At 58.7% G+C, this 23,644-nt stretch carries 20 protein-coding genes; 2 read left to right on the top strand and 18 right to left on the bottom strand.

Annotation, left to right across the window (positions count from 1 at the left end; genetic code table 11):
* Window positions 1-3: 3 nt before the first annotated feature.
* Both glmU and AAFH99_RS02735 read right to left on the bottom strand, forming a co-directional pair.
* Window positions 4-1,365: a bifunctional UDP-N-acetylglucosamine diphosphorylase/glucosamine-1-phosphate N-acetyltransferase GlmU gene (glmU, locus tag AAFH99_RS02740; protein ID WP_043319875.1), complete on the bottom strand. Its 1,362-nt coding sequence runs from the start codon at window positions 1,363-1,365 to the stop codon at window positions 4-6.
* Between the two features lie 105 nt (window positions 1,366-1,470).
* A complete protein-coding gene (locus AAFH99_RS02735) occupies window positions 1,471-1,839 on the bottom strand; it encodes a formate/nitrite transporter family protein (protein ID WP_406828585.1) in 369 nt (122 codons plus the stop codon).
* Between the two features lie 295 nt (window positions 1,840-2,134).
* Between AAFH99_RS02735 and AAFH99_RS02730 the strand changes: the two genes are divergently transcribed.
* Window positions 2,135-5,461, top strand: a complete 3,327-nt coding sequence (locus tag AAFH99_RS02730; protein ID WP_406828584.1) for an amidohydrolase family protein — start codon at window positions 2,135-2,137, stop codon at window positions 5,459-5,461.
* A 54-nt stretch (window positions 5,462-5,515) separates the two neighbouring features.
* Here AAFH99_RS02730 and AAFH99_RS02725 read toward each other — a convergent pair whose 3' ends face one another.
* The 15 genes from AAFH99_RS02725 to mnmG form a co-directional block, all read right to left on the bottom strand.
* Entirely contained in the window at window positions 5,516-6,997 is a 1,482-nt protein-coding gene (locus tag AAFH99_RS02725) for a tetratricopeptide repeat protein (RefSeq protein ID WP_406828583.1), read from the bottom strand.
* Window positions 6,998-7,001: 4 nt separating this feature from the next.
* A complete protein-coding gene (locus AAFH99_RS02720; RefSeq protein ID WP_043319872.1) occupies window positions 7,002-8,033 on the bottom strand; it encodes a patatin-like phospholipase family protein in 1,032 nt (343 codons plus the stop codon).
* A 122-nt stretch (window positions 8,034-8,155) separates the two neighbouring features.
* On the bottom strand, window positions 8,156-8,575 hold the full coding sequence (locus AAFH99_RS02715) for a F0F1 ATP synthase subunit epsilon (protein ID WP_043319871.1): 420 nt from the start codon (window positions 8,573-8,575) through the stop codon (window positions 8,156-8,158).
* Between the two features lie 206 nt (window positions 8,576-8,781).
* Window positions 8,782-10,179, bottom strand: coding sequence for a F0F1 ATP synthase subunit beta (gene atpD, locus AAFH99_RS02710; RefSeq protein ID WP_043320548.1), 1,398 nt, complete (start codon window positions 10,177-10,179; stop codon window positions 8,782-8,784).
* A 50-nt stretch (window positions 10,180-10,229) separates the two neighbouring features.
* Entirely contained in the window at window positions 10,230-11,090 is an 861-nt protein-coding gene (gene atpG / locus AAFH99_RS02705) for a F0F1 ATP synthase subunit gamma (RefSeq protein ID WP_043319870.1), read from the bottom strand.
* Window positions 11,091-11,161: 71 nt separating this feature from the next.
* A complete protein-coding gene (gene atpA / locus AAFH99_RS02700; protein WP_043319869.1) occupies window positions 11,162-12,706 on the bottom strand; it encodes a F0F1 ATP synthase subunit alpha in 1,545 nt (514 codons plus the stop codon).
* Window positions 12,707-12,757: 51 nt separating this feature from the next.
* On the bottom strand, window positions 12,758-13,291 hold the full coding sequence (locus AAFH99_RS02695; RefSeq protein ID WP_043319868.1) for a F0F1 ATP synthase subunit delta: 534 nt from the start codon (window positions 13,289-13,291) through the stop codon (window positions 12,758-12,760).
* An 11-nt stretch (window positions 13,292-13,302) separates the two neighbouring features.
* Window positions 13,303-13,773 (bottom strand): F0F1 ATP synthase subunit B, encoded by a 471-nt coding sequence (locus tag AAFH99_RS02690; protein WP_043319867.1) that lies wholly within the window; start codon window positions 13,771-13,773, stop codon window positions 13,303-13,305.
* 54 nt (window positions 13,774-13,827) lie between these two features.
* Window positions 13,828-14,076, bottom strand: a complete 249-nt coding sequence (atpE, locus tag AAFH99_RS02685) for a F0F1 ATP synthase subunit C (RefSeq protein WP_010131056.1) — start codon at window positions 14,074-14,076, stop codon at window positions 13,828-13,830.
* 108 nt (window positions 14,077-14,184) lie between these two features.
* The gene (atpB, locus tag AAFH99_RS02680) at window positions 14,185-15,126 is read right to left on the bottom strand and encodes a F0F1 ATP synthase subunit A (RefSeq protein WP_406828582.1); all 942 of its coding nucleotides are present in this window, start codon (window positions 15,124-15,126) and stop codon (window positions 14,185-14,187) included.
* Window positions 15,127-15,245: 119 nt separating this feature from the next.
* Window positions 15,246-15,638 carry an ATP synthase subunit I gene (locus tag AAFH99_RS02675; RefSeq protein ID WP_043319865.1) on the bottom strand — a complete coding sequence of 131 codons (393 nt, stop codon included), beginning with the start codon at window positions 15,636-15,638 and terminating at the stop codon, window positions 15,246-15,248.
* 278 nt (window positions 15,639-15,916) lie between these two features.
* Window positions 15,917-16,825 (bottom strand): ParB/RepB/Spo0J family partition protein, encoded by a 909-nt coding sequence (locus AAFH99_RS02670; RefSeq protein ID WP_043319864.1) that lies wholly within the window; start codon window positions 16,823-16,825, stop codon window positions 15,917-15,919.
* An 18-nt stretch (window positions 16,826-16,843) separates the two neighbouring features.
* Window positions 16,844-17,665, bottom strand: coding sequence for a ParA family protein (locus AAFH99_RS02665; protein WP_043319863.1), 822 nt, complete (start codon window positions 17,663-17,665; stop codon window positions 16,844-16,846).
* A gap of 177 nt (window positions 17,666-17,842) precedes the next feature.
* A complete protein-coding gene (gene rsmG, locus AAFH99_RS02660; protein ID WP_043319862.1) occupies window positions 17,843-18,487 on the bottom strand; it encodes a 16S rRNA (guanine(527)-N(7))-methyltransferase RsmG in 645 nt (214 codons plus the stop codon).
* Between the two features lie 4 nt (window positions 18,488-18,491).
* Window positions 18,492-20,381 carry a tRNA uridine-5-carboxymethylaminomethyl(34) synthesis enzyme MnmG gene (gene mnmG / locus AAFH99_RS02655; protein ID WP_043319861.1) on the bottom strand — a complete coding sequence of 630 codons (1,890 nt, stop codon included), beginning with the start codon at window positions 20,379-20,381 and terminating at the stop codon, window positions 18,492-18,494.
* Between the two features lie 730 nt (window positions 20,382-21,111).
* On the opposite strand from mnmG, the gene AAFH99_RS02650 reads away from it, so the two are divergent.
* Window positions 21,112-22,248: an MFS transporter gene (locus tag AAFH99_RS02650; RefSeq protein WP_081848190.1), complete on the top strand. Its 1,137-nt coding sequence runs from the start codon at window positions 21,112-21,114 to the stop codon at window positions 22,246-22,248.
* Between the two features lie 20 nt (window positions 22,249-22,268).
* On the opposite strand, the gene mnmE is transcribed toward AAFH99_RS02650, so the two are convergent.
* Window positions 22,269-23,642, bottom strand: coding sequence for a tRNA uridine-5-carboxymethylaminomethyl(34) synthesis GTPase MnmE (gene mnmE / locus AAFH99_RS02645; protein WP_406828581.1), 1,374 nt, complete (start codon window positions 23,640-23,642; stop codon window positions 22,269-22,271).
* Window positions 23,643-23,644 lie beyond the last annotated feature (2 nt).

The raw sequence follows: 23,644 nt of genomic DNA, 5'->3' as shown, positions 1-23,644 counted from the left end.
GGCTTAACTTTTTTTCGTAGGCCGTTGCCAACCACTGATATTGCGCTGCTTCCCACGGGCTACAGCCAGTTCGTCAGCACTCACTTCGTGGGTGATGGTTGAGCCAGCACCAATGGTCGCGCCGGCGCCGATTTCTACCGGGGCAACCAGCGCAGAGTTGGAGCCAATAAAGGCGCCGTCGCCGATTACGGTTTTGGACTTGTTCACGCCATCGTAGTTACAGGTGATTGTGCCGGCGCCAATGTTCACGCCTTCGCCCACTTCCGCATCTCCGATATAGGAGAGGTGGTTTACCTTGCTGCCAAGGCCGATCCTGGCCTTTTTGGTTTCGACGAAGTTGCCCACCTTTGCACCATTAGCCAGCTCAGTGCCCGGGCGCAGGCGTGCAAAGGGGCCGATGGTGCAGGTTTCGCCGACGATGGCGTCTTCGATAATGGAGTTGGCTTCTACCACTGTGCCCGCGGCCAGCTGGCAGTTTTTCAGCAGACAATTCGGGCCGATCTGCACGTTGTCGCCGAGGGATACTTCGCCGTCGAAAATACAGTTGATATCGATGGAGACGTCAGCGCCGCAGGTGAGATTGCCACGCACATCAATACGAGCGGGATCCAGCAGGGTGACGCCGGCAGTCATCAGCGCATTGGCAGTGTCCGCCTGCAGCGCGCGCTCCAGTTCCGCCTGTTGGGCGCGGCTGTTGACGCCGGCCACCTCAAAGGGATCGTCGGCGATCACGCCGGTAATGGCGATGTTCTCGCTGACCGAGCGCGCGATCACATCGGTAAGGTAGTACTCACCCTGGGCATTGTCGTTCGAGAGCTCCGGCAGCCACTGGGCCAGCAAATTGCCCGGTGCGGCGAGGATGCCGGTATTGATCTCGCGGATGGTGCGGATGGCGTTGTCGGCGTCCTTTTCTTCCACAATCGCCTGAACCGCGTTGAGCGAGTCGCGCACGATGCGGCCGTAGCCCTTGGGATCATCCATCACTACCGACAGCAGGGCGGGGCCATTTTCCGATGCCTGTAGCAGATCCTGCAGGGTTGCGGTTTTTACCAGAGGGACGTCGCCGTAAAGCACCAGCACCGTGGCGCCTTCGCGGAAATTCGGTATGGCCTGGGCCACCGCGTGGCCGGTGCCCAGCTGTTCAGTCTGCTCCACAAACTGCACGCCGCTGTCGGCAAATCGCTCACGCACCAGCTCGGCACCGTGGCCGATCACCACGGTAATCGATACATCCCCCAAACCTTTCGCGGCGTTAATCACCCGCCCCAGCATGGGCACTCCACCGATGGGATGCAGTACTTTGGGTAGATCGGAGCGCATGCGGGTGCCTTTGCCGGCGGCGAGAATAACGACATCGATGGTCATGAGATTACCTGAAGGAGTGACAGTTCTTTTGATCGGGCCCGGATTGTCCCGAGTTGCACAGCTTATCGCAACCCGGCACAGGCACTCGGCCGGTCGCCAATCGGCTCAATGGCTATTGTGAATGGAGCTGTACTTGACCCGTCCAACAAATACCGAACCGCCGATGATATTGCCGGCGGTTGCGATGGCGAGAAACTGGAGTACATCAAGCATTCCAATAACCACCAGCATGAAACCCACGGGATAGCTCATTGCTGCCAACAGATACATCAGCTGATGAGATATACCGGCGTGAAGGTGGCTGTAGAACGCCGCGATGAGAAACACACTGAAGCCAATCTCCATGCCCGCTCCGATTGAAGAGAGCAACAGTGACCGGTTATTGCGGTTATATTCCTGCAGGCTCTCGTCCATTTGCTCCGAGAGAATCTGGCGATCACTCTTGGGACGGTCGCGGTGCTTGTAATGACTCATTGGGGGTTCCGAATTGTCTGTGTGCGCCGTTGCAGCACCCATATAACCCAGTTTAGTCAGCGCAATTCCAGGTCAGGACCCGCGCAATCCCCTGTATTACTGCGAATATCACCTGGAGGTTTACAGGTGATAATCCTGCGACTGCTGGATATCCCGAGTTTTCTCCCATTCGACGCAGTTTTATTGCCACGCGGCAATATTTCGGTAATTTGGCAGGTAGTTTTTTATTCGGCGCCGCTCTACCCGGGCGCGACCGACCTCAATGCCCGCAACTCCAATTACCCAGGGAGCCCAAATGATAAAAATGAAAATGCGCAAGCTCGCGCGCCTGATCGGCGGCGCCAGCCTCGCCATGTCCCTGCCGCTGGTAGCGGTGGCGGAAGAAGCCAAAAAAGAAGTAGACAAATGGGATGTGAACAAGCCGCCGTTCGAGTTCAAGGCCATCTCCCTGGATACCCGCGAGACCACCTGGAGCAACCTGGATATCAGCCCCGACGGCGAGACCATCGTCTTCGATATGCTGGGCGACATCTATGAAATTTCGGTAAATGGCGGCGAAGCCACTGCGATCACCAGCGAAATCGCATGGAACATCCAGCCGCGCTTCAGCCCCGACGGCAAGTCCATCGTGTTTGTCAGCGACCGCGACGGTGCTGACAATATCTGGATCATGGACCGCAACGGCGAGAATCTGCGCCAACTGACCACCGAGAAAGAAAACCTGGTACACGCCCCCAACTTCAGCCCGGATGGCCAGCACTTGGTGGCGCGCAAGGGCTTTATGAGTGGCCGCAGTATCCCCGCCGGGGAAATCTGGATGTACCACTACGGCGGCGGTGAAGGTCGGCAGATCAAGGCGCGCATCGGCGGCGATATCGCGCAGAAGAATATCTCCGACGCGGTTTTCTCCCCGGATGGCCGCTACATCTATTACGCCATCGACACCACCCCGGGCACGGTCTGGGAGTACAACAAGAACTCCACCCAGCAAATCTTCGCCATCAACCGCTATGACCTGCAGGACGGCAAGGAAGAAACCTTTGTCTCCGGCCCCGGCGGTTCCATCGCCCCGGTACCGTCACCGGATGGTGAAAAGCTGGCGTTTATCCGCCGCCAGGACGACCAGACCTCCATGTTTGTGAAAGACCTGAACAGCGGCCTGGAAAAACCCATCTATACCGGCCTCGAACGGGATCTGCAGGAGACGTTTGGCTCCCACGGCAACTACGTGCACTACGACTGGATGCCGGACGGCAAATCCCTGATCGTGTGGAGTGGCGGCAGGTTCCTGCGCATCAACGCCGATGGCAGCAGCCTCGAGCGGGGCGCACGCGAGATAGTCGCGCATATCAAGACCGAGAAGAAGGTGGCCAATGCGGTGCGCTTCCCGGTGGATGTAGCCCCGGAACAGTTCGACGTGAAGATGATCCGCTGGGCGCAGAAGTCTCCGGACGGCAAGCAGATCGCCTTCCAGGCCCTGGGTAAAATCTACGTTCAGGACATGAACAGCGGTGAACGTCGCCGACTGACCCGCCAGGATGAGCACTTCGAGTTCTACCCGAGCTGGTCACGCGACGGCAAGCAGATCACCTACGTGACCTGGGACGATGAGAAACTCGGGCAGGTGCGCGTGGTATCCGCACGCAGTGGTCGCGGCAAGACCATCACCGATGAACCCGGCCTGTATGTGGAGCCGAGTTTCTCCCCGGATGGCGAAACCGTGGCCTTCCGCCGCTTTACCGGCGGCTACCTGCTGAGCCCGGAATACTCCCTTGAGCCCGGCATATACCTGGCGGACGCCGACGGCGACTGGCAGCGCCGCATCAGTAAATCCGGCTACGAGCCGCACTTCGGCGCCGATGGCGACCGTATCTACTTCTCCGAGTATGTCTACGGCGATGGCGGCAAGCGCGTGTTCAAGAGCGTCGATGTCAACGGCAAGGACGAGCGCGAGCACTTGCACGGCGCCGAGATCACCTCCTTCCGCCTGTCCCCGGACGGCCGCTGGGTCGCCTTCACTCAGGACTTCAAGGCCTTTGCCGCACCGTTTATGCACACCGGCAAATCCGAGTCCATCGGTCCCAACGCCACCGCCGTAAAAGTCACCCAGGTGTCCAAGCGCGCCGGTGAAAACCTGCACTGGTCCGGCGACAGCGAGACCCTGGGCTGGGCCCACGGACCGAAGCTCTATGAGCGCGAACTGAAAGACGCGTTTGATTTTGTCGCCGGCGCCCCGGAGCAATTGCCGGAGCCGGTGAGCGAAGGTATCGATCTCAGCTTCAAGCAGCCGTTCTTCAACAGCGACAAACTGGTGGCGCTGACCGGCGGTACCGTGGTGACCATGCGCGATGCGGAGTCCGCCCAGGAAGTGATCGAAAACGGTGTGGTGCTGTTCCGCGGTAATCGCATCGTGGCAGTGGGTGCGCAGAGTGAGGTGGAAATCCCCACCGGTACCCAGCGTATCGATGTCACCGGCAAGACCGTTCTGCCAGGGCTGGTGGATGCCCACGCCCACGGTGCCCAAGGCCGCGAGGAGATCATTCCGCAGCAGAACTGGAACCTGTATTCCAGCCTGGCGTTCGGTGTGACCACCATTCACGACCCGTCCAACGACAGCAGCGAGATCTTCTCTGCTGCGGAAATGCAGAAGGCCGGCATCATCAATGGCCCGCGTATTTTCTCCACCGGCACCATTCTGTACGGCGCCAAGGGCCCCGGCTACAAGGCCAAGATCAACAGCCTGGAGGACGCCGAGTTCCACGTGAGCCGCCTGAAGGAAATGGGTGCGATTTCCGTGAAGAGCTACAACCAGCCGAGAAGGGAGCAGCGCCAGCAGGTACTGGAAGCGGGCCGCAAGCACGGCATCATGGTGGTGCCGGAAGGCGGCGGTAAGTACCAGCACAACATGAACATGATTGTGGATGGCCACACCGGTGTGGAGCACTCCCTGCCCATCGCCAATATCTATTCCGACGTGGAACAGATGTGGAGCCAGACCAGCGTGGGTTATACCCCTACGTTTGTGGTGGCTTACGGCGGCCTCTCCGGTGAGTACTACTGGTACGACCGCACCGAAGTGTGGAAGAACGAGCGCCTGACCAGCTTTACTCCGGACTTTATCGTCAACCCGCGCTCCATCCGCCGCCCCACCGCGCCGGATCACCACTACAACCACGTGGACGTAGCCAATCACGCAAAACAGCTGCGTGACAAAGGCGTCACCGTGCACATTGGCGCCCACGGCCAGCGCGAAGGTCTCGGTGCGCACTGGGAAATGTGGATGATGGCACAGGGCGGTTTCACCCCGTGGGAAGCCTTCCGCGCCGGCACCATCGATGGCGCCCGCTACCTGGGTATGGATAAGGACATCGGCAGCCTGGAGCCGGGCAAACTGGCGGACATCATTGTGGTGGACGGCAATCCGCTGGAGGACCTGCGCCTGTCCGAGAAGGTGAAATACACCGTGATCAACGGCAAGGTGTTCGACGCGGCCACCATGAACGAGGTGGAAGGCGACGAGCGACTGGCGTTCTTCCACGAGCGTTTGCCGGTGAGCGCCATGCCCACACCGACCGCGGAAGCGATTCAGGAGAAGCAGGAACGGCACCACTGGGTGCACTGATTGTTCGGATCGGTTTATCCAACAAAAAGCCCGCCGTGAAAACGGCGGGCTTTTTTATTTTCGTCGCTCGAGCAGCGCTTCTGCACGTGCGCGAAGATCTTCAGAGTGACTCCAGGCCACAACCCGCTCCAGGTATTCCCGGGCCAAAGCGTCCTTTTCAAGATGCGCAAGGTAAAACCCCAGTGTGGCGTTCAGGTTCAGGTGACTGGGTTCCTGGTGATAGGCGCTCAGCATGATCTGCAGGGCGTCTTCGCTTTCACCTTTGAGTTGGTATGCGGTCCACAGGGTGCGATAGCCGGGCAAATAATTGGGACCCATCTGCACGGCGATTTTTCCGTACTTCACCGCCGACTCATAAAAGTCCTCATCCCATTCGCGGGTCCGCGTCAATGCCTGCAAGCGCAGCAAATAGAATTGCGCGAGATTGGCGGCGGTGAGGTGGCTGATCTGGCCGTGCTCGCCAATTTCCTCCACCACTTTTTCACCGAGTTTGTAGTTCTTTTTTTCCGCTTCAATCACCGCCATGGCGGTCAGGTTTTCCGACCAGCCCAGGCCCTGTTGCTCGCTGCGCTTCAGATACTCCAAGGCGAGCTGTGGTTTGTCGAAATCCATGGCCTCGGCGGCAAGCAGAAACAGCTGCTCGTTTTCGGTCAGTTCGCGGCGCGGGATGGAGTAGGTGTACTCGGGGATCTCCAGTTGGTAGCGCTGAATATCATCACGCATATAGGCGAGCATTTCCCGTCCAATCACTTCGATAGATTTCCCGAAATGTTCTTCGAAGATTGCAAAAGGATTTTCACCTGCGGCCACCGCCTTGAGGTAGCTCGTAGTAGCGGCCCGGTAGTCCGGGTGGCCAGCGGTGTGGCCTAACTGTAAATAGTGAGTAAGCAGCCAGGCGCTGGCGTAGTAGTTGTTCCTGTAGCGGCTGTTGTCTTCGCCATTTTGCGCAGCAAGCGGAGGAGGGGCCAGGAGCTGCTCGATGGTCAGGGGATCATTTTCTGCCCAGGCGCTCAATCGCCACTCCGGCAGCCCCCCGACCAGTACGGTTTTTTTATGCAGTTCCGCACTGGCCAGCAGCTCGGCGAATCCTTCGGAGTACCAGCGCGGGTAGGTCATGCCACTGCGCTCGCGCATCAGATGGTGGACGTATTCGTGGAAGATCAATCCGGAGCGGGAAATGCCATGGCCGCCGTCGCGGGAAAAGATAATCGGTCCCTCCCAGGTTTCCCGGTAGAGACCGGCGATCTTGCGATCCCCGGTAAACCGCTCGAACTCGCCGGAGTCGCGGAAGTGGAACACCCGTAATTTCTGGTTTTCCGGTGTTTCTTCCTGGCCGGTAAATGACAGGGCGGTACGGCGAAAACGCTCCAGATCTCGCATCAGTTCATAGACGCGACGCTCGGGCACATCGGAATACACGGTAAAATTTTCAGACTGGTATTCGTACCAAGCCCCTGCACTGGCGCCCACACTGACAAGCAGGGTCAGGGCGCCAAACAGTCGAAGCAGAGTGCGCAATCGCCAGTGTTCGAACATTTCGTTATCCCTGATCCACCATATCTTCGATCCAGGTGCGCAGACGACGGGCTTCTATTTCACCGGCCTCAATGGCCTCGGTCGCGCGGGAAAATTCCATGCCCCCCACTTCACCCACCTTGGGCATTACCAGTACGTCCGGAGGTGAACCCATCATACGGGTGCGCTTATGGCGTCGCTCGAGAATCGCCATGGCCTGGTGCATGGTGTCGAACATACCTGGCGGTGCGATTTTCGGGCGCTTGCGCAGCTCTCGAAACTGGGTCAGCTGCTCTTTACCCTGTTCCAGTAGTCTCGCCAGTCCGTTGGATGGGTTGCTCTGCTCAGCCTCCGCGAGTGCCTTATCCTCATCATCACCAGCCTCCGGATGAGACATTTCTGCGCGCTCCTGCTGCAGAGAGGGCATGTCTTCCACCGTGGATTTCTCACTCACGATGCTCGCCACCTCCCGGTGCTCCCGATTCAGCAGCGGGGCGCCATCTTCCATCACATCTATGGCGATTACGCGAGTGGCGCCCATGGCGCGGCAAACGTCGACTGGCACCGGGTTGACCACCGCACCGTCCACCAGCCAGCGGCCAGACAGTGCCTTTGGTGATAGCAGCCCTGGTATGGAACAGGAGGCACTGACCGCGTCCTGAAGGTTACCCTGCTGTAACCAGATTTCCTGACCACTGTGTAAATCGGTGGCGACAGCGGTGAAGGGAACCGGCAAATCTTCGATGTTGTCGAAATCGAATCCCTCGAAGAAGGTGCGGAATGGTTTGATACCACCAATCACACCGCCGCTCAGGGTCCAGTTGATATCCAGCAGGGAGAACACCTTCCAGTTATCCAATTGGCGTACCCACTCTTCCAGCTTGTCGAGTTTGCCGGCGGCAAAGGCGGCCCCAACAAAAGCGCCCATAGAGGTACCGGCAATCACATCAGGGCGAATGCCCATTTCGCCCAGCACCTTGAGTACGCCAATATGTGCAAAACCTTTGGCCGCTCCGCTGCCGAGCGCCAATCCGATGACGGGTTGTGGGGCATTCACGAATTCGATTTCCTGTTTCTGATGGGTCGAGATGTCCTAAGCAAAACACACGGGCACAAAAAAAGCAGCCGAAGCTGCTTTTTTTGATTGCCTGTAATATACAGGCTCCTACAGAAAGTAGGTTACTTGCCAGCGGCGCGGCGAATCGCCTGCATGGTGCGCAGACGAGCTTCGGCTTCGGCAAGTTGCGCGGAGATACGGGCATAGTCGATATCCGCCGGGGCGCTGCGCAGGGCGTGTTCCGCCTCTTCGCGGGCCTTTTTGGCTGCATCTTCGTCGATTTCGCGCTCGGCGAGATCGGCGAGGATGGTCACCATGTTCGGCTGGATTTCGGCATAGCCGCCGCTCAGGAACAGCACCTCTTCATCACCATTGTCTTTGATGATGCGAACCGGGCCGGGCTTGAGGGCGGTGAGCAGCTGTGCGTGACCGTAGGAGATACCGAGTTCCCCTTCGACGCCGCTGACAATCACCATCTTCACCAGACCCGAGAAGAGGGATTCCTCTGCGCTAACGATGTCGCAATGTACTGTCATAGCCATAAGGCTACCTCAATCTCATTTGTTTGCCTTGTGGCATCGCACAAAATCTACTGTACGCCTGCCTGACGGCGTCCGGCGGTGCTCGGCTGCTCATGTATTTATATACACTCCGCTGCCTGCGCTCCGGCGGCCACCGCCAGCCAGCCGCTCGCTACGATTTTGAGCGAGCCATGATCCCCAGACACCTGGGGATCTACGTGCGTGCCTTACTTCTTGTTGGCTTTCTCGACGGCTTCGTCGATGGTGCCGACCATGTAGAAGGCCTGCTCCGGCAGGTGGTCGTAATCGCCGTTCAGGATGCCCTGGAAGCCACGGATGGTTTCTTTCAGGGAAACGTATTTGCCCGGCGCACCGGTAAATACTTCCGCAACGTGGAAGGGCTGAGACAGGTAACGCTCGATCTTACGCGCGCGGGCTACGATCTGCTTGTCTTCTTCAGACAGCTCGTCCATACCCAGAATCGCGATGATGTCCTTCAGCTCTTTGTAGCGCTGCAGTACAGACTGTACGCCACGGGCGACAGAGTAGTGCTCCTCACCAATCACCTGCGGATCCAGCTGACGGGAAGTGGAGTCGAGCGGGTCAACGGCCGGGTAGATACCCTTGGCGGCGATGTCACGGCTCAGTACTACGGTGGAGTCCAAGTGGGCGAAGGTGGTCGCCGGAGACGGGTCGGTCAAGTCATCCGCCGGTACGTATACCGCCTGGATGGAGGTGATGGAGCCGGTCTTGGTGGAGGTAATACGCTCCTGCAGAACACCCATCTCTTCCGCTAGGGTCGGCTGGTAACCTACCGCAGACGGCATACGGCCGAGCAGTGCGGATACTTCGGTACCGGCCAGGGTGTAACGGTAGATGTTGTCCACGAACAACAGTACGTCACGACCTTCGTCACGGAATTTCTCGGCCATGGTCAGGCCGGTCAGGGCTACACGCAGACGGTTACCGGGCGGCTCATTCATCTGGCCGTAAACCATCGCTACCTTGGACTTGGAAAACTCTTCGACGTTAACAACGCCGGCTTCCTGCATCTCGTGGTAGAAGTCGTTACCTTCACGAGTACGCTCACCAACACCCGCGAACACAGACAGTCCGCTGTGCTCGGTGGCGATGTTGTTGATGAGTTCCATCATGTTTACGGTTTTACCTACACCGGCACCGCCGAACAGGCCAACCTTACCACCCTTGGCGAACGGACATACCAGGTCGATTACCTTGATGCCGGTCTCCAGCAGTTCCGTGGAGCTGGACTGCTCTTCGTAGGTGGGTGCCGCGCGGTGGATAGAAGAGCGCTCTTTCTCACCGATCGGACCACATTCGTCAATTGGGTTGCCCAGTACGTCCATGATGCGGCCCAGGGTCTCGGTACCTACCGGTACGGAAACTGGAGCGCCGGTGTTCTTTACCGGCAGACCGCGGGAGATACCCTCGGAAGAACCCATGGCGATAGCACGTACAATGCCGTCGCCCAGCTGCTGCTGCACTTCCATGGTGAGGTCTTTACCCTCAACCACGAGTGCATCGTATACATTCGGTACGGCGTCGCGCGGGAATTCCACGTCGATGACCGCGCCGATAACTTGCACAATTTGCCCGTTACTCATTTCCCGATCCTCAAAGTTCAAATCTTTCTGCGGTGCTCTGATTACTCGAATCAGACCGCCGCGGCGCCGCCAACAATCTCAGACAGCTCTTGGGTAATCGCTGCCTGGCGCGCCTTGTTGTAAACCAGCTGCAGTGCGTCGATCAGCTCACCGGCGTTATCGGTGGCGCTCTTCATCGCAATCATACGTGCCGCTTGTTCACAGGCCTTGTTTTCAACCACCGCCTGATACACCTGGGATTCGATGTAACGGGTCAGCAGACCGTCGAGAAGCTCGACCGGCTCTGGCTCGTACAGATAGTCCCATTCGTGCTGCAGTTGCTCGTCTTCGTCTTTTTTCAACGGAAGCAGCTGCTCAACCTGCGGCTTCTGGGTCATGGTGTTCACGAATTCGTTGGACACCAGGAAAAGACGGTCGATTTCGCCATCGGCGAACTTGTCGAGCATCACCTTGACGGAGCCGATCAGCTGCTTGGCCTGAGGCTGGTCGCCCAGGTCGCGCACTGCGGCTACGACGTTGCCGCCGATGTTGTTGAAAAAGCTGGCCGCCTTGTTGCCGACTGCACAGATATCCACGCCTACACCCTGCTTATCCCAGGAGTGCATGTCGCGGATCGCTGCCTTGAACACGTTGATGTTCAAGCCACCGCAGAGACCGCGATCGGTAGATACCAGGATGTAGCCCACACGCTTCACTTCGCGTTCCTGCATGTAGGTGTGCTGGTATTCCGCGTTGGCGTTGGCTACGTGGCCAATCACCGCGCGAATGCGGCTTGCGTAAGGGCGCCCCAGTGCCATGCGATCCTGAGCCTTACGCATCTTGCTCGCCGCAACCATTTCCATGGCCGAGGTGATTTTCTGCGTGCTCTTGATGCTGGCAATTTTTGTGCGTACTTCTTTTCCGCCTGCCATAGTCAGTTACCTTTTTGCCGGAAGTTAACCTGCAGGAACAAATCGTCAGACCTGCTCCTGCACATGGGTACTTACCAGCTACCGGTAGCGACGAACTTCTCGATCGCGGCCTTGAAGGCGTTGTCGATTTCGTCGTTGTAGTTACCGGTGCTGTTTACCTGTTGCATCAGCTCTGCGTGTTCGCTGTTCATGTAAGCGAGCAGGGCGGATTCGAAGTCCAGCACTTTGTTAACTTCTACGTCGTTCAGGTAACCCTTGTCCGCGGCGTAAACGGAAACAGCCATGTCCGCGATAGACAGCGGGGAGTACTGCTTCTGCTTCATCAGCTCGGTTACGCGCTCACCGTGGTCCAGCTGGGCTTTGGTGGCTTCGTCCAGGTCAGAGGCGAACTGGGAGAAGGCCGCGAGCTCGCGGTACTGGGCCAGGGCGGTACGGATACCACCGGACAGCTTCTTGATGATCTTGGTCTGGGCGGAACCACCAACGCGGGATACGGAGATACCCGGGTTGATCGCTGGACGTACACCGGAGTTGAACAGGTCGGTTTCCAGGAAGATCTGACCATCGGTAATGGAGATTACGTTGGTCGGTACGAATGCGGAAACGTCACCCGCCTGGGTCTCAATGATCGGCAGTGCGGTCAGGGAGCCGGTTTTGCCTTTCACTTCACCGTTGGTGAACTTCTCTACGTACTCGGCGTTTACACGCGCGGCGCGCTCCAACAGACGGGAGTGCAGGTAGAAAACGTCACCCGGGTAGGCTTCACGGCCCGGAGGACGCTTCAGCAGCAGGGAGATCTGACGGTAGGCCCAAGCCTGCTTGGTCAGGTCATCGTAAATGATCAGGGCGTCTTCACCACGGTCGCGGAAGTACTCGCCCATGGTGCAGCCTACGTACGGCGCCAGGAACTGCATCGCTGCCGGGTCGGCAGCACCGGCGGCAACCACGATGGTGTGGTCCATTGCGCCGTGCTCTTCCAGTTTGCGTACCACGTTGGCAATAGAGGATTGCTTCTGGCCTACGGCAACGTAGATACACTTAATGCCGGTACCTTTCTGGTTGATGATCGCATCGATCGCAACCGCAGTCTTACCGATCTGGCGGTCGCCGATGATCAGCTCACGCTGGCCACGACCGATCGGAATCATGGTGTCGACCGCTTTCAGACCGGTCTGTACCGGCTGGTCAACGGACTGACGGGCAATTACGCCGGGGGCTACTTTCTCAACTGCGTCGGTCAGCTTGTTGTTCAGCGGACCTTTACCGTCGATTGGGTTACCCAGTGCGTCTACCACGCGACCCAGCAGCTCCGGTCCAACCGGGGCTTCCAGGATGCGGCCGGTACAACGGCACTTCTGGCCTTCGGCCAGGGATTTGTAGTCACCGAGAACGATGGCACCAACGGAGTCGCGCTCCAGGTTCAGTGCCATACCGGTAACGCCGCCTTCGAACTCGATCATCTCACCGTACATCACGTCGGCGAGGCCGTGGATGCGGATGATACCGTCGGATACGGAAACAATGGTGCCCTCATTCTGGGCTTCGGTGCTCACATCGAGATTGTCGATGCGGCTCTTGATAATTTCACTGATCTCAGAGGGATTCAGTTGCTGCATGCTCTGTTCCTCGAATTCCCCTCAACCGCGTGCGGAAGAGGGGACGATAATTTAGGAGTTCATCGCCTCGGCGAGTTTGGCCAGTCGACCGCGCACGGTGCCATCAATAACCGTGTCGCCAGCGCGAATGATCGCGCCGCCCAGCAGGGTTTCGTCCACCGCGCTGTGCAGGTGCACCTCGCGGGAGAACTTCTTGCTGAGAGCCTGGGTGAGGCGTTGGGACTGTTCGTCGCTGAGCGGGCGGGCAGAAATGACTTCCACTTCGAGGGTGGCTTCTGCCTGGGCCTTCAGGTCTTCGAACAGTTCGGAAATTTCCGGCAACAGCGGCAAGCGGTGGTTTTCCGCCAGCAATCTGATGAAATTCTGTTGCGGCCCATCAAAATCGCCACAAACAGTCAGAAATTTATCCGCACGCACCTCACTGGTCAGCTGCGGGTTATCCAGCAGCTCGCCAATTTTTTCGTTCTGGCTGACCACCGCTGCGGTTGCCAACGCCTGACTCCAACCGGAAAGGTCGGAGGCCTGCTGGGCGTGGGCAAAAGCCGCTTTTGCGTAGGGCCGGGCCAGTGTGCTGAGTTCCGCCATGGGTTCCTCGCTTACAGCTCGGCTGCCAGTTTCTCGATCATGTCATCGTGCGCTTTGGCATCGATATTGACCGAGAGAATTTTCTCGGCGCCGGCAACAGACAGGGCAGCAATACGCGAGCGAAGCTGTTCTTTCGCACGGTTTACTTCCTGTTCGATTTCCGCCTGGGCGGCAGCTTTCAGGCGATCGCCTTCACTGCGCGCGGCCTCTTTGGCTTCGTCAACGATCTGATTGGCGCGCTTGTTGGCGCCATCGATGATTTCCGCAGCCTGGGCTTTGGCTTCTTTCAGTTGCTCGACAGCTTTGCGTTGAGCCAGCTCAAGATCTTTCTCCGCACGCTCGGCTTCTTGCAGACCGGTCGCAATTTTTTGCTCGCGCTCTTGCATAACACCCAGCAGGGCCGGCCAGACAAACTTCCAGCAGAACCATACGAAGGCGAGAAAGGTGATCGACTGGCCGATCAGAGTCAGGTTGATATTCACACCGACACCTCTTGCTCTTTCAAAAATGGGTTAAAGGGCAATTGGAACGGGGAATTAACCAGCCAGACCAGGAGCTACCGCGAAAATCAGGTACATAGCGATACCAACACCGATCATCGGAACGGCGTCGAGCAGACCAGCCATCAGGAACATTTTGCCCTGCAGAGCCGGAGCCTGTTCAGGCTGACGTGCAGAACCTTCCAGCAGTTTTCCACCCAGGGTGCCGAAACCGATAGCAGTACCCAGTGCGCCCAGACCGATCAGCAGTGCAGCAGCTACGTAAACCAGACCTAATGCTTCCATTGTTTTCTCCAAAAGTAAGTTAAGAGTTGTTGAAGTTGAAAGTGAGTGAAGAAAGTCAGTAAACCGACAGAAATCGTTGCCCCCGGCCAGGCCGGGGGCGGCGCGACCTTAGTGGTCGTGCGCGTGTTCATCTTCCCGGTCGTGCGCCATGGCCATGTACACGGTGGTCAACACCATGAATACGAAGGCTTGCAGGGTAATTACCAGGATATGGAAAATGGCCCAGCCCATCTGCAGCAGACCGGCGCCGATAAAGCCCAGAACACCAACGCCAAAGACGATGGCGATCAGGATAAAGATCATCTCACCTGCGTAGAGGTTACCGAACAGACGCAGGCCGAGAGACACGGGCTTGGCGATCAGGGAAACCGCTTCCAGCAGGAAGTTGAACGGGATCAGGAAAATATCGATGTACCACTTGCCGGAATGGAAGGGGTGCAGGGTCAGTTCTTTGACGAAGCCCACCAGGCCCTTTTCTTTCACGCTGAAGAAAATCATCAGCGCGAACACCGCCAGCGCCATACCGAGGGTGGCATTCAGGTCGGTGGTGGGAACGACTTTGAAGTACACGTGATGAGGATCAGCACCGGTCAGCGCGGACACCCCCTGGGCGTACGCCATCGGCAGCCAGTCCACCGGAACCAGGTCCATCAGGTTCATCAGGAACACCCACACGAAGATGGTCAGCGCCATCGGGGCGACCATGCTGTTGCGGTGGGGGAAGGTGTCTTTAACGGTCTTGTCGATGAAGTCGACAATCACTTCCACAAAGCTCTGGAAACCGGTGGGAACGCCGGCAGTGGCTTTCTTCGCGGCGCGCGCGAACAGGAAGCAGAAGATCATTCCGAGACCAATGGACCAACCGAGGGTGTCCAGGTGCACGGCCCAAAAGCCCATATCGGCGGCTTCCTGACTGCTGTGCGCAATGGTCCAAGTGGATTCGGAGAGTACGGTTCCATCGGCACGGGTGTAACCCCCGGGAAGTTTACCGTAAGCCAGATTTTGCAGGTGGTGCTGGATATAACCCGTCGCGGTTTGTTCGGCAGCCATAGTTCCTCAACACGTTTTAAGATAAAAAATCTGTTTCGCGGAACCTCTCGTCTGCGCGGCCGTCTATTTTCCGGCTCACTCAATCAGCGCAGATCCAATCGGAGGCTCCCCGGCCCCTGCTACTTCGTTGCATGCAGTCGGGCCACGAGAATCCAGTGCAAAATCACGCACAAGCCGTAGCTGATAAACAGCGCCGCGGGGTTCAGCGTTTTGACGCTGGCAAATACCACCGCAAACCCCACTAGGGTCATTACGAACTTGCCGGTTTCGGCGCGGTAGAAACTTCCTACCGCGCGCTGGCTCGCGCGGGCACCGCGAACCTTGCCGCGATTCGGCCCCAAAAGCTCAAAGGCGCGCAGGCCAAAATACAGATTGGGCAGCGCACACAGGACGCCGCCGAGCAGGGCGGAGAGGGCAACCACGCGCCCGATCGCAAATTCGAGACTCAGCGCAGCGAGCAAAATCACTGCCAGCTGGATCAGCGAAATCTTTACTACCGGGGGATTACGCATAGGCGGGAGCAGTCCGGCCAGAATTAATTCTCCGCCCAAATTTTGGGCGTGCGAATTATGTCTGAACCCGCCTGCCGGTTCAACTGGCAAATCTAGTCAGTTGGTATGGCGTTCGCGTTCTTTCGCCACAGGATAGGGCGATAGTGAGCACTCACTTTTACCTCGCAATTACCCCTGCCAGATATAAAAAATGCGCCAAAACGTCGCACTGTTTTGGCGCATTTTTTACAGAAACGTTGCAATAGTAACGTTTCCAGCGGGGTGTGTTATTTCGGAGGTCAGTCTTCACTGTACCCCATATGCGCGAGAATACCGTCCAGCTCATCGAGACTGGAGTATTTCAGCACCAACTTTCCGGCGCCCTTTTCTCCGTGATCGATAGCGACCGGCACGCCAATTTTTTCCGCGAGACGCTCTGTGAGACGACGAATATTCGGGTCGACTTCCGGTTTTTTCGGCTTCGGCTTGCCCGCCTGTTCCTGGATACTGCGCACCAACGCTTCCGTCTGGCGCACGGTGAGGCCGCGATCCACCACCTGGCGGGCGGCGGATTTCTGGCTTTCGCCGGCAAGGCCGAGCAGGGCCTTGGCGTGGCCGGTCTCGATATCACCGCGCTCTAGGAAGGTACGCACTTCCTCGGTCAGGCTCAGCAGGCGCAGCAGGTTGGTGACTGCGGTGCGGGACTTGCCCACCGCTTCCGCCACCTGCTGCTGGGTGAGTTCGAACTCATCCTGCAGGCGCTTAAGGGCAATGGCTTCTTCCACCGGGTTCAGGTCTTCCCGCTGGATATTCTCGATCAGCGCCATGGCGATGGCGGCTTCGTCGGACACCTCGCGGATCAGCGCGGGGACCTTGTCGAGCTCCGCAATCTGTGCCGCACGCCAACGGCGCTCACCGGCGATGATCTCGTACTTGCGCTCGCCGATAGGACGCACCACGATGGGCTGCATAATGCCCTGGGCGCGGATGGAGTCGGCGAGTTCTTGCAGCGATTCCTGCGGGAAGTCGCGGCGCGGCTGGTAGCGGCCGCGCTGCAGGTATTCGATAGGCAGCTCCTTGAGCTCGCCGTCGACGCGCTCGACAATATCGCCGTTGCGCTCACCGGTGGCCACGGCAATGGCTTCACTGGCGTTATTGCTGATCAGGTGGGAAAGTCCTTTCCCGAGGCCCTTGCGTTTGCCGGCCATAAGTCTATTACCTCAGTCTTAAACCGCTTCCGCTACCGGGCGAGGTCCGCTGCTTTGATTGCTGTTGTTCTGTTTGGCCGCACTGTCGCGACGGGTGATCTCGCCGGCGAGTGCGAGATAGGCAATGGCGCCCTTGGAGCTGCGATCGTAATCCAGTGCAGGCTTGCCGAAGCTGGGAGCCTCCGCCAGGCGCACGTTGCGCGGGATACAGGTGCGATACAGACGCTCGCCAAAGTACTCGTTCAACTGCTCCGACACATCGCCGGTGAGGCTGTTGCGCGGGTCGTACATGGTGCGCAGTATGCCTTCGATTTTTAAGCTTGGGTTGGCCGCCTGCTGCACCTGGGTAATGGTGTCGATCAGGGAGGACAGTCCCTCCAGCGCGTAGTACTCGCACTGCATAGGAATCAGCACGCCGCCGGCAGCACACAGGGCGTTCACCGTAAGCATGTTCAGAGACGGCGGGCAGTCGATAATGATGTAGTCGTAATCGTCGGCGATCTGTTCCAGGGCCTGGCGCAGGCGCGACTCGCGCCCGTCCATTTCCAGCAGCTCGACTTCTGCGGCAGACAGATCGATGTTGGCCGGCATCAGGTCGTAACCGCTGTCGGTGGGCACTATCGCCTTGCGCGGCGGCAGCAGGCTGGCGAGCACGTCGTAACTGGAGAGTTGCAGCTCGCTCTTGTCCACGCCGCTGCCCATGGTGGCGTTGCCCTGGGGATCCAGGTCGATCAGCAGCACCCGTCGCTTGTTGGCGACGAGGGACGCAGACAGGTTGACGCAGGTGGTGGTTTTACCGACTCCGCCTTTCTGGTTGGCTACCGCAAAAATCTTGCTCAAGGTTCTGATCCTGTTGTTCCCGGTGGCGCAGTTCCTCTGGCGGTCCGGGCTCGCCGCTAGGCCGGTGTCACCGGAAGATGCGGCAGCAAAAGCACACCCGCGAACATCGGCCCGGTGTGCTGTTATCGAATTCGTATATTGTCGTCGATCCCGGTGAGGGGAAGGATGGCCTGAGGCTCAATCCTCACGCTGGAGGACGATCAGATGGCGCTCGGCGTCGCACCCGGGTACACGCAATGGGTGAAGCTGTTCGACCTTAATGCCTTTTGGCAATGCACTCAACTCATCTTCCGGGATCTTGCCCTTCATCGCATAGAATCGGCCGCCGGGTGCGAGTAAGTGCTCACTGCCAGACACCATATCCTGCAGCGACGCAAACGCCCTCGAAACTACACCGGCGTACAGGTTCTGCGGCTCATAGGCCTCCACCCGCTGGTTCACCACGTTGATATTGGCGAGCTTGAGCTGACTGGCCACCTGGAACTGAAAGCGGGATTTCTTGCCGTTACTGTCCAGCAGGCTGATGGGGCGCTCGGGGTGGATGATCGCCAGGGGAATCCCCGGCAGGCCGCCGCCGGAGCCCACATCGATCAGCGGGGACTGATCCTCGGCACTGGTGCCGCACAGGTTCACCACGCTCAGGCTGTCGACGATGTGACGCTCGAGCATTTCTGCCGGATCGCGCACTGCGGACAGGTTGTACGCGGCGTTCCAGCGGGCGAACAGATCGAGATAGGCGAGCAGCTTGTCCTGCTGCGCATCGGTCAGATCCAGATCGAGCTGCGCGGCCGCCTGCTGCAGCCGGGTGCGAAACTGTTCCATGGCCTCAAACCGCCTTTTTGCGGTTCAGAAGACCACGTTTTTTCAGCTGGATCAGCAGCAGGGATACCGCCGCAGGTGTGACACCGGGCACGCGGCCGGCGCGGGCCAGGGTGTCCGGGCGCGCATCACTCAGTTTCTGGATCACCTCGTTGGAGAGGCCGGAAACGCCGGCGTAATCGAAATCCACCGGCAGCGGGGTGTCCTCGTAGGCCTGCAGGCGCTCGATTTCATCGCGCTGGCGGTCGATGTAGCCGGCGTACTTGACTGAGATCTCGACCTGTTCGGCCACCTGATCGTTGGTGACTGGCTCGCCTTTGAGACTGGCCACATCCGCGTATTCGAGTTCGGGGCGCTTGAGTAGATCCAGCAGGCTGTATTCCCGCGCCAGTGGCTGCGGCAGCTTCTGTTCCACGTTCTTGGCGGCGTCGGATCCCGGCTGGATCCAAGTATCTCTGAGACGCTGCTGCTCCAGGGCGATAGCCTCGCGCTTTTCACAAAAAGCCTGCCAGCGCACATCGTCCACCAATCCCAGCTCGCGGCCCTTCTCGGTCAGACGCAGGTCGGCATTGTCTTCCCGCAGCAGCAGGCGGTATTCCGCACGGCTGGTGAACATGCGGTACGGCTCTTTGGTGCCGCTGGTGATCAGGTCGTCCACCAATACGCCAAGGTAAGCTTCGTCACGGCGCGGGCTCCAGGCGTCTTTGTCCTGGGCCTGCAGGGCCGCATTGGCGCCCGCCAGCAGTCCCTGGGCAGCGGCTTCTTCGTACCCGGTAGTGCCATTGATCTGGCCGGCAAAATACAGTCCACCGATAAATTTGGTTTCCAGCGACGGCAGCAGATCCCGCGGATCGAAAAAGTCGTATTCGATGGCGTAGCCCGGGCGGGTGATATGCGCGTTCTCGAAGCCCTTGATGGAGCGAACCAGGTTCATCTGCACGTCGAACGGCAGGCTGGTGGAGATGCCGTTGGGGTAGAGCTCGTTGGTGGTCAGGCCCTCGGGCTCGATAAAGATCTGGTGGCTGTTCTTGTCCGCAAAGCGGTGCACCTTGTCCTCGATGGACGGACAGTAGCGCGGGCCAATGCCCTCGATCACCCCGGAATACATGGGCGAGCGATCCAGGCCGCCGTGAATGATCTCGTGGGTGCGTTCGTTGGTATGGGTAATCCAGCAGCACACCTGATGCGGGTGCTGTTCGCGAGTGCCGAGGTAGGACATCACCGGAAGCGGCTCGTCGCCCCACTGCTCCTCCAGCCCGGAGAAGTCTACGGAGCGGGCATCGATGCGCGGCGGGGTACCGGTCTTCAGGCGCTCTACCCGGAATGGCAGCGAGCGCAGGCGCTCGGCTAGGGCGATGGAGGGCGGATCCCCGGCGCGGCCACCGGAATGGTTGTCGAGGCCGATATGAATGCGCCCGCCGAGGAAGGTACCCGCGGTGATCACCACGGTTTTGCCGAGGAAGCGCAGCCCCGCGTTGGTGACTACCCCGCAAACGCGGTCATTTTCGACAATCAAATCGTCCGCGGCCTGCTGGAAGATATCCAGATTGGGCTGGTTCTCGAGAATATTGCGAATCGCCGCCTTGTACAGGGCGCGGTCGGCCTGGGCGCGTGTGGCGCGCACCGCCGGGCCCTTGCGTGCGTTCAGCACACGAAACTGGATACCGCCGAGATCCGTTGCGGTGGCCATGGCACCGCCGAGGGCGTCAACCTCTTTCACCAGGTGACTTTTACCGATACCGCCAATGGCTGGGTTGCAGCTCATCTGCCCCAGGGTCTCGATGTTGTGCGTCAACAGCAGTGTGCGGCTCCCCATGCGCGCCGCCGCCAGGCACGCCTCGGTGCCAGCATGTCCGCCGCCAATCACGATCACATCATATTGGGTGGGGTAGTCCATAGGGTCCAGCTCTGAGGCCAGCGCGTGCTATTGGCGCCACTGGCTTGGTTGGACCGGCAAACGCTCGGTTTGGCCGGTAAACGATGAGTCACTAAAAATTTGGCCGCACATTATAGGCCTGTTGAGCTGTGCAAAAAAGCGGCATTTGGAAATTTCGTTTTCCGTGTTCTTTTTTATACATAATTAAAGTTATACATATCTCATGTATATGTACGTGATTATGTTTAATGTAATTATAGGGGGCTTCAGTTTTATGTATTTCTCCAAAAAAATCTTTAAAAACAACAGGTTAGGTCTAGGATAAGCAGGGGGGAAAACCTTGCTTGCGAGGGGGGACAAGCATGGTAGGCGGATGTGGATGAACGGGATAACTTCCGCCCTTACGCGGCCATTCGCAGTTTGTCCCCGGATTCGTACCGGCTTAGGCACCCACTCCCCCATCTACTTGTCCACAGATCGATTTTTAGTACGCTCATATATTGAGTTTGTGCATAAGTCTGTGGTTTTTCGGGATAAATAGCTGTGTGGGAAGCTTGGATAGGTGGTCGATCTGGATAACCTTGTGGATTTTTGTGGGCAACTCTTGTGGTTTGAATGGGGGAGACCTGTGTTGGAGAATGCGCTCCCCTCTATTCGGCCATTGTTCTCGGGCCAAAATTAAGTGGTGCAGGAAATCCGAACCTCTTTTCGTAAAGCTCACCCATTCCTGTTTATTGCGGGGCTGGTGCTCATGGCGGCCTGTCTTCGCGCGCCGGTAACCGGGGTCGGGCCCCTTGTCGGTACGCTTCAGTCCGATCTCGGTCTGGAAGCTTCCACCGCAGGCCTACTGACTACCCTGCCGTTGCTGATGTTCAGCGCGGGTTCATTGTTCGCAGCCTCCCTCGCGCGACGCTGGGGACTTACGGTGACCATTTTTATTGCACTAGTCGGCATTTTTGCCGGCATATTGTTGCGTTCAATGGGTTCCACATCGACGCTGTTTGCCGGAACCGCGGTGATTGGGGCGGGGATTGCCCTGGGTAACGTATTGTTGCCGAGCCTGGTAAAAGCGGATTTTCCCGAGAGTGTGGCGCAGGCCACCAGTGTCAGCGGCGTGTCCATGGGGACCGCAGGGGCGCTGGTGTCGGTATGTGTGGTCCCGCTGGCTTTATGGCTGGGCTGGCAGGGTGGCCTGGTTGCCGTAGCGTTGCTGCCGCTATTGGCGATTGTGGTCTGGGCCGTGCGTGTGCGGCGAGTGGGGTGGGGCTCTGGAGCGGCCGCCGCGGCACAGAGTTCTCCAATGATCGGGCGTGCCTCGAAACCCTTGTGGCGATCCTCCATTGCCTGGCAGATCACACTGTTTCTCGGGTTCAACTCGGTGATGTTTTATTCCATGGCGAGCTGGCTGCCGGCGATTCTGACCGATGCCGGTTTCTCAGCGGTGGTTGCCGGCTCGCTGCACGGCGAGATGCAGTTGGCATCAGCGCTCCCCGGCCTGTTTCTCGGGCCGGTGATCGCCCGTTTCGGTGACCAGCGGCTGATGGCTGTGGGGATGGCATTGCTGATGACGGTTGCGCTTTTCGGCCTGCTCTATCAGCCTGGAGTGGCGGTGCTGTGGGTGGCGCTGTTTGGGTTCGGTTCCAGCGGCTGTTTCCTGCTGGCGATTATGTTCATGGCGTTTCGCACCCATAGTGCCGGGCAGGCGGCAAGCCTATCGGGTATGGCGCAGTTTCTCGGTTATCTGGTGGCGGCCTGCGGCCCGACTCTGAGTGGAGCCATGAAAGAACAGTGGCAAAGCTGGCAGGCGCCGCTGGTGGTGGGGGTCTGCCTGACGCTGGTGATGGCGATCTGTGGTGCGCTGGCCGGGCGCAACCGAAAAATCCAGTAGGAAGGCCTCTCACCTGGCCGTTATTTACCGATACAGAAACTGCCGAAGATCTTGCCCAGAAGCTCGTCGGCGGTCATGGCTCCGGTTATCTCGCCTAATGCCTGTTGCGCCTGGCGCAAATCTTCGGCCAGGAGTTCACCGGCTCCCGTGGCACTCAGCTGTGCCTGTCCCTCTACTATGTACGCGCGCGCTCTTGCCAGGGCATCCAGGTGACGGCGTCTGGCACTGAAGGTACCTTCATTACCCGCTTGATAGCCCATGCATTGCTTCAGGTGTTGCTGCAGTTCCTCGATACCCGCACCAGTGCGAGCGCTGATGGCGATGACAGGCACGCCATCGCTGTGTGCCTGTAGACCCGCGGTGTAGTCGGTAAGGTCGATTTTATTCAGTACCAGAGTGAGCTTTTCCGGGTCCGGTAGTTGCCCGGTGAATGCCGGCCAGACTTTTTCCGGGTCCAGCTGGTGTACTTCCGCTGCATCCACCACCAGCAGTACACGGTCCGCGCGGCGGATTTCGTCCCAGGCGCGCTGCATACCGATCTGTTCCACCTGATCCGGGGACTCGCGCAAGCCGGCGGTGTCGGCGATGTGCAGGGGCATGCCGTCAATATGAATATGCTCCCGCAGCACATCCCGGGTAGTTCCGGCGATGTCCGTTACGATTGCCGTGTCTTTTCCCGCCAGCGCATTGAGTAGACTGGACTTGCCGGCGTTCGGTTTTCCGGCAATTGCCACCTGCATGCCCTCCCGCATGATGGTGCCCTGGCGCGCCTGGGCCTCCACCCGGTCGAGCTGTGCGAGCAGTGCCTCCACATCCGCCGCAACCTTGCCGTCGGCGAGAAAATCGATTTCTTCTTCTGGAAAATCGATCGATGCTTCTACATAGATACGCAAATTGGTTAGTTTAGTGGCTAATTCTTCGATTTTTTCGGAGAAAACGCCCTGCAGTGAACGCAGGGCATTTTGTGCGGCCTGGGCGCTGCCGGCGTCAATCAGGTCTGCTATGGCCTCGGCTTGCGCCAAATCCATCTTGTCATTCAGGAAAGCGCGCTCGGAAAACTCTCCGGGGCGCGCCTGCCGCGCGCCGAGCTCCAGCAGTGCAGACATCAGCGTATCCAGAATCACCGGCCCGCCGTGTCCCTGCAGTTCCACCACATCTTCGCCGGTAAACGAGTTGGGGCCGGGGAAGTACAGCGCCAACCCTTGATCCAGCAGCAGCTCCCGGTGGGTGAAATCACAGTAGTGGGCGAAGCGCGGTTTGAAGGGGCGGTTGCTCAGCTGTTCACCGATCTCTTTTGCCCTGGGGCCGGAAAGGCGAATCACGCCGATACCACCGCGGCCCGGTGGGGTGGCGACAGCGGCAATGGTGTCTTTGCTGAGGCTTTGCTGGGACATAC

The sequence above is a fragment of the Microbulbifer sp. ARAS458-1 genome (assembly GCF_045348205.1).
GTDB lineage: Bacteria > Pseudomonadota > Gammaproteobacteria > Pseudomonadales > Cellvibrionaceae > Microbulbifer.
The sequence above is the reverse complement of the archived record's forward strand: the minus strand, read 5'-3'. Positions and strand labels throughout refer to the sequence as shown.

Excerpts from the sequence above, each read along its gene's own strand:
- glmU (WP_043319875.1), bottom strand. The coding sequence starts at position 1,365 with ATGACCATCGATGTCGTTATTCTCGCCGCCGGCAAAGGCACCCGCATG.
- AAFH99_RS02735 (WP_406828585.1), bottom strand. The coding sequence starts at position 1,839 with ATGAGTCATTACAAGCACCGCGACCGTCCCAAGAGTGATCGCCAGATT.
- AAFH99_RS02730 (WP_406828584.1), top strand. The coding sequence starts at position 2,135 with ATGATAAAAATGAAAATGCGCAAGCTCGCGCGCCTGATCGGCGGCGCC.
- AAFH99_RS02725 (WP_406828583.1), bottom strand. The coding sequence starts at position 6,997 with ATGTTCGAACACTGGCGATTGCGCACTCTGCTTCGACTGTTTGGCGCC.
- AAFH99_RS02715 (WP_043319871.1), bottom strand. The coding sequence starts at position 8,575 with ATGGCTATGACAGTACATTGCGACATCGTTAGCGCAGAGGAATCCCTC.
- atpD (WP_043320548.1), bottom strand. The coding sequence starts at position 10,179 with ATGAGTAACGGGCAAATTGTGCAAGTTATCGGCGCGGTCATCGACGTG.
- atpG (WP_043319870.1), bottom strand. The coding sequence starts at position 11,090 with ATGGCAGGCGGAAAAGAAGTACGCACAAAAATTGCCAGCATCAAGAGC.
- atpA (WP_043319869.1), bottom strand. The coding sequence starts at position 12,706 with ATGCAGCAACTGAATCCCTCTGAGATCAGTGAAATTATCAAGAGCCGC.
- AAFH99_RS02695 (WP_043319868.1), bottom strand. The coding sequence starts at position 13,291 with ATGGCGGAACTCAGCACACTGGCCCGGCCCTACGCAAAAGCGGCTTTT.
- atpE (WP_010131056.1), bottom strand. The coding sequence starts at position 14,076 with ATGGAAGCATTAGGTCTGGTTTACGTAGCTGCTGCACTGCTGATCGGT.
- atpB (WP_406828582.1), bottom strand. The coding sequence starts at position 15,126 with ATGGCTGCCGAACAAACCGCGACGGGTTATATCCAGCACCACCTGCAA.
- AAFH99_RS02675 (WP_043319865.1), bottom strand. The coding sequence starts at position 15,638 with ATGCGTAATCCCCCGGTAGTAAAGATTTCGCTGATCCAGCTGGCAGTG.
- AAFH99_RS02670 (WP_043319864.1), bottom strand. The coding sequence starts at position 16,825 with ATGGCCGGCAAACGCAAGGGCCTCGGGAAAGGACTTTCCCACCTGATC.
- rsmG (WP_043319862.1), bottom strand. The coding sequence starts at position 18,487 with ATGGAACAGTTTCGCACCCGGCTGCAGCAGGCGGCCGCGCAGCTCGAT.
- mnmG (WP_043319861.1), bottom strand. The coding sequence starts at position 20,381 with ATGGACTACCCCACCCAATATGATGTGATCGTGATTGGCGGCGGACAT.
- AAFH99_RS02650 (WP_081848190.1), top strand. The coding sequence starts at position 21,112 with ATGGCGGCCTGTCTTCGCGCGCCGGTAACCGGGGTCGGGCCCCTTGTC.
- mnmE (WP_406828581.1), bottom strand. The coding sequence starts at position 23,642 with ATGTCCCAGCAAAGCCTCAGCAAAGACACCATTGCCGCTGTCGCCACC.